Origin of the sequence: Shewanella colwelliana ATCC 39565 (genome assembly GCF_000518705.1) — a bacterium.
In the GTDB taxonomy this organism is placed as follows: Bacteria; Pseudomonadota; Gammaproteobacteria; order Enterobacterales; family Shewanellaceae; genus Shewanella; species Shewanella colwelliana.
Genome location: NZ_JAEC01000036.1, coordinates 1 through 6,904, shown reverse-complemented (window position 1 = coordinate 6,904; position 6,904 = coordinate 1). Strand labels below are relative to the sequence as shown.

At 45.4% G+C, this 6,904-nt stretch carries 5 protein-coding genes, 1 tRNA gene and 1 pseudogene; all 7 read left to right on the top strand.

Annotated elements, in window-relative coordinates; all coding sequences use genetic code 11:
* Positions 1-76: transfer RNA gene (locus L876_RS0114440), tRNA-Gly, on the top strand.
* A gap of 401 nt (positions 77-477) precedes the next feature.
* Positions 478-933 (top strand): hypothetical protein, encoded by a 456-nt coding sequence (locus L876_RS0114430; RefSeq protein WP_028764456.1) that lies wholly within the window; start codon positions 478-480, stop codon positions 931-933.
* Between the two features lie 238 nt (positions 934-1,171).
* The gene (locus L876_RS0114425; protein ID WP_028764455.1) at positions 1,172-2,650 is read left to right on the top strand and encodes a bifunctional ADP-dependent NAD(P)H-hydrate dehydratase/NAD(P)H-hydrate epimerase; all 1,479 of its coding nucleotides are present in this window, start codon (positions 1,172-1,174) and stop codon (positions 2,648-2,650) included.
* Between the two features lie 108 nt (positions 2,651-2,758).
* Positions 2,759-3,232, top strand: a complete 474-nt coding sequence (tsaE, locus tag L876_RS0114420) for a tRNA (adenosine(37)-N6)-threonylcarbamoyltransferase complex ATPase subunit type 1 TsaE (protein WP_028764454.1) — start codon at positions 2,759-2,761, stop codon at positions 3,230-3,232.
* Entirely contained in the window at positions 3,219-4,538 is a 1,320-nt protein-coding gene (locus L876_RS0114415) for an N-acetylmuramoyl-L-alanine amidase (RefSeq protein WP_028764453.1), read from the top strand. The genes tsaE and L876_RS0114415 overlap by 14 nt, the downstream gene beginning before the upstream one ends.
* A gap of 10 nt (positions 4,539-4,548) precedes the next feature.
* Positions 4,549-6,219: pseudogene (gene mutL / locus L876_RS21825) on the top strand (DNA mismatch repair endonuclease MutL); the annotation flags it as partial.
* A gap of 41 nt (positions 6,220-6,260) precedes the next feature.
* A partial coding sequence (locus L876_RS0114405; protein ID WP_028763348.1) for an IS5 family transposase occupies positions 6,261-6,904 on the top strand: 644 nt, incomplete at its 3' end.

Here is a 6,904-nt window from a genome sequence, read left to right as displayed (position 1 = left end):
GCGACATTAGCTCAGTTGGTAGAGCGATACCTTGCCAAGGTATAGGTCATCGGTTCGAACCCGATATGTCGCTCCAATCTTCTTTCGTAACAGCCTCCCACTTAAAATTATTCACTACTTTAGATCCGTTGACGCCTTATATTGAACAATGGTTATGCCTTGTCATCATGTCAGTTACTGGTATCTATTTCGAACTCGATTTCTCGCTCCAGCGTTTTACCTATGGCCTTCCATATCCCTAGCGCTATGTTTACCACGCTGCCGAGCAGCATAGGCTACCTATCTTTGATGACTATGAGATCACAGAATCTCCATTTGCGTGATATTGGGTGAACTTCTTTAACGAAATCTAAAGTAGCGTATGCAAAATTCTACAAACTATGACCTTGTTCAAAAAAAGATTGCCTGAATGGCCTCATAATGAAACCAACTCAGAATTATGGCCGATAGTTTTAGCATCGATTGGAGAAGAGAAAGATGAGATTTCAACAGCTTAGTGAGCAATTGGCGTATGTCTCAAAGTGCCGTTTGGAGATGGCTAAATTATATAGCCGCATGTACAGCGCAGTAGACTCTTCACGCGTTAAGTTGATGCTTGAATATTTTCAGCAGCACCAAAAAGATGTCTCTAAAAAGATTGACGATTATATCGAAGAGGCTCCATCACGGTTGTTGCAGCTATGGTATAACGACATCACCTTTGAAGACTTTATCAAGCGTTGCCAAGAAATAACGCCTAAGGCCAACATGAGCGAGGAGGATCTACTTGATCTGCACTTAGAGTTGGATAACCGCCTCATTGCTTTGTTTGAGAAAACGGCTGATTCTTCCGTGCCGGGTGAAGTCAAAAGTGCGCTGAATGATCTGGTTAGAGTTGAAAAGATTCAGCAGCAACGTTTAGTGCATAGCAGTATCCGGATGGATGATATTTAAGCGTTAAGTTAAAGTAGAGAAAGGCACCGCAAGGTGCCTTTTTTGTTTGTCACATTCGTCTGTAAACCAAGTCGAGGTTATCTCTTTTATGGGTTTGCTGCCTGATAAATTGTGCGAGATCAAATTAAGTGCAACTAGTGCTATTTAAAGGGAATCAAATGGATAGAAGAGGCTCTAATATCGAATATGCTTAACTACTATCGATTGATGGTTCAGATTTGATGTTTGGAGACGTTTTATGTTGTTTAGCGATGCGCAGTTACCTTTGGCCCTATACACTAGGCAGCTTATAAGAGATGCTGAAGAAAAAGCGATCCAATCGGGTGTAGTCAGTTTATTTGAGCTCATAGATAGAGCCGGACAAGCTGCTTTTGAACTGTTAAATGGTGAGGCTAGGCTTCAGCAAAAAATCCTTGTCGTCGCAGGATATGGAAATAACGGAGCCGACGCTTACATCTGTGCCACACTGCTTTTGGAATCTGGTTGCCAGGTCTCTCTTTACGCGATTGAGCGTGAAGAGTTAGGCAGTGGGGTTAGTTATGCAAAAGCGGCGTTTATTGCCGCAGGTGGTCATGTCATCCAGTCAATTGAAGACGTCATTGATGAGGTTGATATTATTGTTGATGGCATGCTGGGTACTGGGTTTCATGGTGAGGTGAATGAACCGTTCCGTAAGCTTATCGAAACCATTAATCGGTCAAATGCTTGGATTTTGTCCTTGGATGTACCGTCTGGGATTGATGCCGACACAGGTGCTGGCGAATTAGCGATAAAGGCCGACGTCACACTAACATTTGGCGCGCTGAAACAGGGCTTATTTACTGGAGCGGCCAGAGATCGCGTTGGGCGTGTAGTGTTTGCTGATATTGGCCTTACTACTTTCTTCCCCCCCTCAGATATTATCAATATTGCCCATCGCCTTACTGATTTAGGCATGCCAAAGCGAGCCCAAAATAGTCATAAAGGCGCTTGCGGCAAGGTGACTGTAATAGGTGGTGATATTGGTATGGCGGGGGCACCTCGTTTAGCTGCAGAGAGCTGTTTACGATCTGGAGCAGGCCTTGTGGCAGTGATCTCTCGTCCAGAACATCTTGCTATTATCAACAATGGGCGTCCTGAACTGATGTTTAGAGGCTGTGAGCTCGTTGATATGGAAGTTTATGAGCGTCTTGGATGGGCTGATATTTTGTTAATTGGCCCAGGTCTTGGAAAACATGATTGGGGTTATAACTTGCTTAAAGCGGCCAGCCTCAGTGACAAGCCCTGCGTCATGGATGCTGATGCTTTAAATCTATTGGCGCTTGAACCAAGAAAACAAAGGAATTGGGTGCTAACGCCTCATGCAGGAGAAGCGGCAAGGTTGCTCGGCATTGAAACCGCGGATGTAGAGAGCGACAGATTTTCGGCCGTGAAAGCATTGCAGGCCAAATATGGCGGAGTTGTGGTATTGAAAGGGGCGGGCACGCTGATCTTTGATGGCACCGTTTGTCATGTTGCGCCTGTTGGTAATCCAGGGCTTGCCAGTGGCGGCAGTGGTGATGTACTTGGCGGTATTATCGCGGGGTTAATGGCACAAGGCATGACGCTTATGGATGCGTCGAGTGCAGGGGTAGTGATACATGGTGTCGCAGCAGATATGGCGGCCAAAGAGGGAGAGAGGGGAATGTTAGCTTGCGATCTTTTCCCGTTTATTCGTCTATTAGTGGATAATATTTAACCTGATACAGATTAATTTACGCTAATGTTTGTTTAGATAGCTAACAGTTTCGGTTAAAGTATCAGGCTATACGAGGTTTAAACTCTATCTAACGAATACGAATGAGAAATGGCTGCATTAAAAGTTTATCTTGAAAATGAATCTGAAACCGTTAGCTTAGGTCAAAGACTGGCAAAGCTAATTAGGCCGCCGCTGACGCTTTATTTAAGCGGAGAATTAGGGGCCGGCAAGACGACGTTTAGTCGTGGGTTAATTCAGAGTTTAGGTCATCAGGGGGCGGTAAAGAGCCCAACTTATACCTTAGTGGAGCCCTATGAATTAGACGGGGTTGATGTATATCACTTTGATTTATACCGTCTCAGTGATCCTGAAGAGCTAGAGTTTATGGGCATTCGTGATTACTTTGCTGATAACAGTTTGTGCATTGTCGAATGGCCAGATAAAGGCGAAGGGATTTTACCTGCTGCCGATCTAGCCATTGATATTCAATATCAAGCTTTAGGTCGAATGGTGACATTTACGCCGCAAAGCCAAGCTGGTGAGCAACTGTTAGATAATTTACATAATAATGATAAAAACTAATTCGTTGATAAAAAATATATTTTTGCTGTTACTGCTCAGTTTCCCAGTAATGGCCCACAGCGCAAATAAATTAGAAGGTGTTCGCATATGGGCCGCACCTGAGTCTACGCGTGTGGTTTTTGATCTTAGCACCCCGCCTAAATATACCCATTTCACTTTAACTAGCCCTTACCGTTTAGTCGTCGACCTGGATGCAACATCAACGGCAATTAACCTGAGTAAAATTGAAAATAACAGTAAGCTGGTAAAGAAAGTTAGGGTAAGTAAGCCACCTAAAAAAGGCACCCTGCGTCTGGTTATCGATCTCGTCAAGCCAGTAAAAAGTAATCTATTTGCTTTATCGCCTACCGCCCCATACGGCAACCGTTTAGTGGTTGACTTAGAAGGTGGGAATGGCAGTAAGCAAACCGCGGTTAGCCAACCTAAAGAGCAGTTGCGAGATATTATTGTTGCGATTGATGCTGGGCATGGTGGTGATGATCCTGGGTCTATTGGCCCATCTGGTATTTATGAAAAGAAAGTGGTGTTACAAATCGCCAAGAAAGTCGAAGCCAAGATTAACGCTACACCGGGTATGAAAGCAGTGATGACACGTACGGGCGACTATTTTGTTAATTTAAATAAGCGTTCGGAAATTGCGCGTAATAGCAAGGCGGATTTGCTTGTCTCTATTCATGCCGATGCGTTTACCTCGCCTAAACCTCAAGGTGCTTCTGTATGGGTGCTTTCAATGCGCCGTGCTAACAGTGAAATTGGTCGTTGGTTGGAGCAAAAAGAGAAACATTCAGAATTATTGGGCGGTGCTGGTGAGATTATTCAAAACACCGATAACGAACAGTATTTAGCTATGACCTTATTGGATATGTCGATGGATCGGTCGATGGCGATAAGCCATAACATTGCCGATGACGTCTTGTCGAATTTAGGCAAGGTGACTAAATTGCATAAGCATAAGCCTGAGTCCGCCAGTTTTGCTGTGTTAAAGTCGCCAGATATTCCTTCTATTTTAGTAGAAACAGGCTTTATCTCTAATCATAAAGAGGAGCGATTGCTGACTCAGCGTGAGCATCAAAATAATATCGCTAATGCGGTGCAAAGAGGAGTGGTTCGTTATTTTGAGGCCAATCCCCCCGTCAATAGTTTAATTGCGAGCCGTTCGTCGATCAGCCACAAAGTCAAAAAAGGTGAGTCGTTATCGGTAATCGCCCACCGTTATCAGGTTTCGGTTGCCAGTATTAAAAAAGCGAATAAATTAAAATCTAACACCTTACGTATTGGCCAGAATCTGGTCATTCCTCGCGCTTAACGGAGTCAAAATGACGATTAAAATTTTGCCTCCCCAACTAGCGAACCAAATCGCAGCTGGTGAAGTGGTTGAGCGTCCAGCTTCGGTGATCAAAGAATTGGTCGAGAATAGCTTGGATGCGGGTGCTACGCGCGTTGATATTGAGATTGAAAAAGGTGGTAGCAAACTGATTAAGATCCAAGACAACGGATCGGGTATTGCTAAGGAGCAGCTAGCACTAGCGCTATCTCGCCATGCTACGTCTAAATTGGCGAGCTTAGACGATCTTGATGCCATACTGAGTTTTGGTTTTCGTGGTGAAGCACTCGCTAGTATCAGCTCAGTTTCACGGCTGACGTTGACATCCCGCACTGCAGAGCAAACTGAAGCATGGCAGGCTTATGCCGAAGGGTCTGATATGGCGGTTAAGGTGATGCCTGCCGCACATCCTGTCGGCTCAACGGTAGAGGCGGTTGACCTGTTTTTTAATACACCAGCAAGACGCCGTTTTTTAAAGAGTGATAAAACTGAATTTACCCACATCGATGAGTGGCTTAAACGCATTGCATTGGTACGAAAGGAGATTCACTTTACGCTCAAGCATAACGGCAAAATGGTGCGCAATTACCGCCCAGCGATGAGTGATACGCAATACTTGCAGCGATTGGCGCAGGTCAGTGGTAAGCAATTTTCTGAGCAGGCCTTGCGTGTGGATTGCAGCCATAATGGCTTGCAGTTAAGTGGCTATATACAGTCTCCGCATTTCGATGCGACTTCAAGTGATACTCAATATTTTTATGTTAATGGCCGTCTTGTCCGCGACCGTCTAGTTAACCACGCGGTGCGCCAAGCATTTGCTCAACAGTTAGCTGGCGTACAAGTCGGCTATGTGTTGATGTTGACGCTTGATCCTCACCAGGTGGATGTCAATGTTCACCCCGCTAAGCATGAAGTGCGATTTCATGAGAGTCGCTACGTGCATGACTTTATTTTACAGGCATTGCAGTCTGCGCTAACCCAAGCTGAAAGTTTAGGGTTGGAAGATGACGTGTTTGTTCGACCAAGCTCAATAACACATATTGAATCCACTAACAAAGCCCCTGTAATGGCTGGTGCTGATATTCAAATACACCAAGATCAGGTTGGGGCTTCATCGGCATTACCTGCTGGTGAAAAGCATAGCGCACCTTATTCATATGGAAAAACTGGCCCATCAGTGGTTGGGCGCGATGACCGTATGGTGAGCGACCGAGTGCCTTCGGGCCGGGCGCCGGATGCATGGCGCAATACCGAATTGCCCTCACAGCGCGCAGTTGATAGTTATGCTCAGCTATTGCGCACGCCTTCAGTGACTCCAGTTGGGGTTCAAGTCTCTCAAACTGAGATACCGGCAATGCCACCTGTGTTAGCGGGTAAGTTTTGGGTGATGACGCAGGAGGATAAATTGTTGCTGGTGCCGCTAAATGAGGTGGCTCGGCAGCTTGCTGTGGTAGAGATTGGCATCAAGTATCCCTTAGGCTTGATAGGGCAGCCATTGCTCATGCCAATTTCGGTGAAAGTGGATGAAGATTGGTTAGAAACTGTGAACCAAAGGGAATTATTACTGAGAAAATTAGGCATAGAGTTAACTATTCGCCTTGGGCAGTTGATAATAAAGAAAGTGCCCCCATATCTAAGGGAAGATGCGAATAAGTCCCTGATGTGAGATCATAGCTACATAGTAAATCACAGCCATTACCTCCCATGAGCCAACAGTTAACTTTTGCCGATAGTGAGTTTTCCAGCAAGCGCCGCCAGACCCGTAAAGAGATTTTCTTATCTCGGATGGACAACCTGTTACCATGGACTCAACTGCTGGAAGTGATTGAGCCCTTTTATCCAAAAGCGGGCAATGGTCGTCGTCCGTATCCACTGGAAACGATGTTCCGCATTCACTGTATGCAGCAATGGTACAGTCTGAGTGATGAGGCGATGGAAGATGCGCTTTACGAGATTGCTTCGATGCGTCAGTTTGCACAACTGTCACTGGATAAAGCCATTCCTGACCGCACTACCATTATGAATTTCAGGCACTTGCTGGAAAAACACAAACTCACTCGTAAGTTATTCCAAACGGTCAATCAATGGCTGTCGGATTGCGGTGTGATGATGACGCAAGGAACATTGGTGGATGCAACGATTATTCAAGCACCCAGCTCCACTAAAAATAAAAAGAATGAACGTGACCCGGACATGCATCAGACTAAAAAAGGCAATGAATGGCACTTCGGTATGAAAGCTCACATTGGCGTGGATGCAAAGAGTGGCCTCACTCATACGCTGGTGACAACCGCCGCCAATGAACATGACTTGAACCAGTTGAAAAATCTGTTGCATGGCGACGAGGG

Bases quoted from the DNA above. Each gene is read 5' to 3' on its own strand.
- L876_RS0114415 (WP_028764453.1), top strand. From the start codon at position 3,219: ATGATAAAAACTAATTCGTTGATAAAAAATATATTTTTGCTGTTACTG.
- L876_RS0114430 (WP_028764456.1), top strand. From the start codon at position 478: ATGAGATTTCAACAGCTTAGTGAGCAATTGGCGTATGTCTCAAAGTGC.
- L876_RS0114425 (WP_028764455.1), top strand. From the start codon at position 1,172: ATGTTGTTTAGCGATGCGCAGTTACCTTTGGCCCTATACACTAGGCAG.
- tsaE (WP_028764454.1), top strand. From the start codon at position 2,759: ATGGCTGCATTAAAAGTTTATCTTGAAAATGAATCTGAAACCGTTAGC.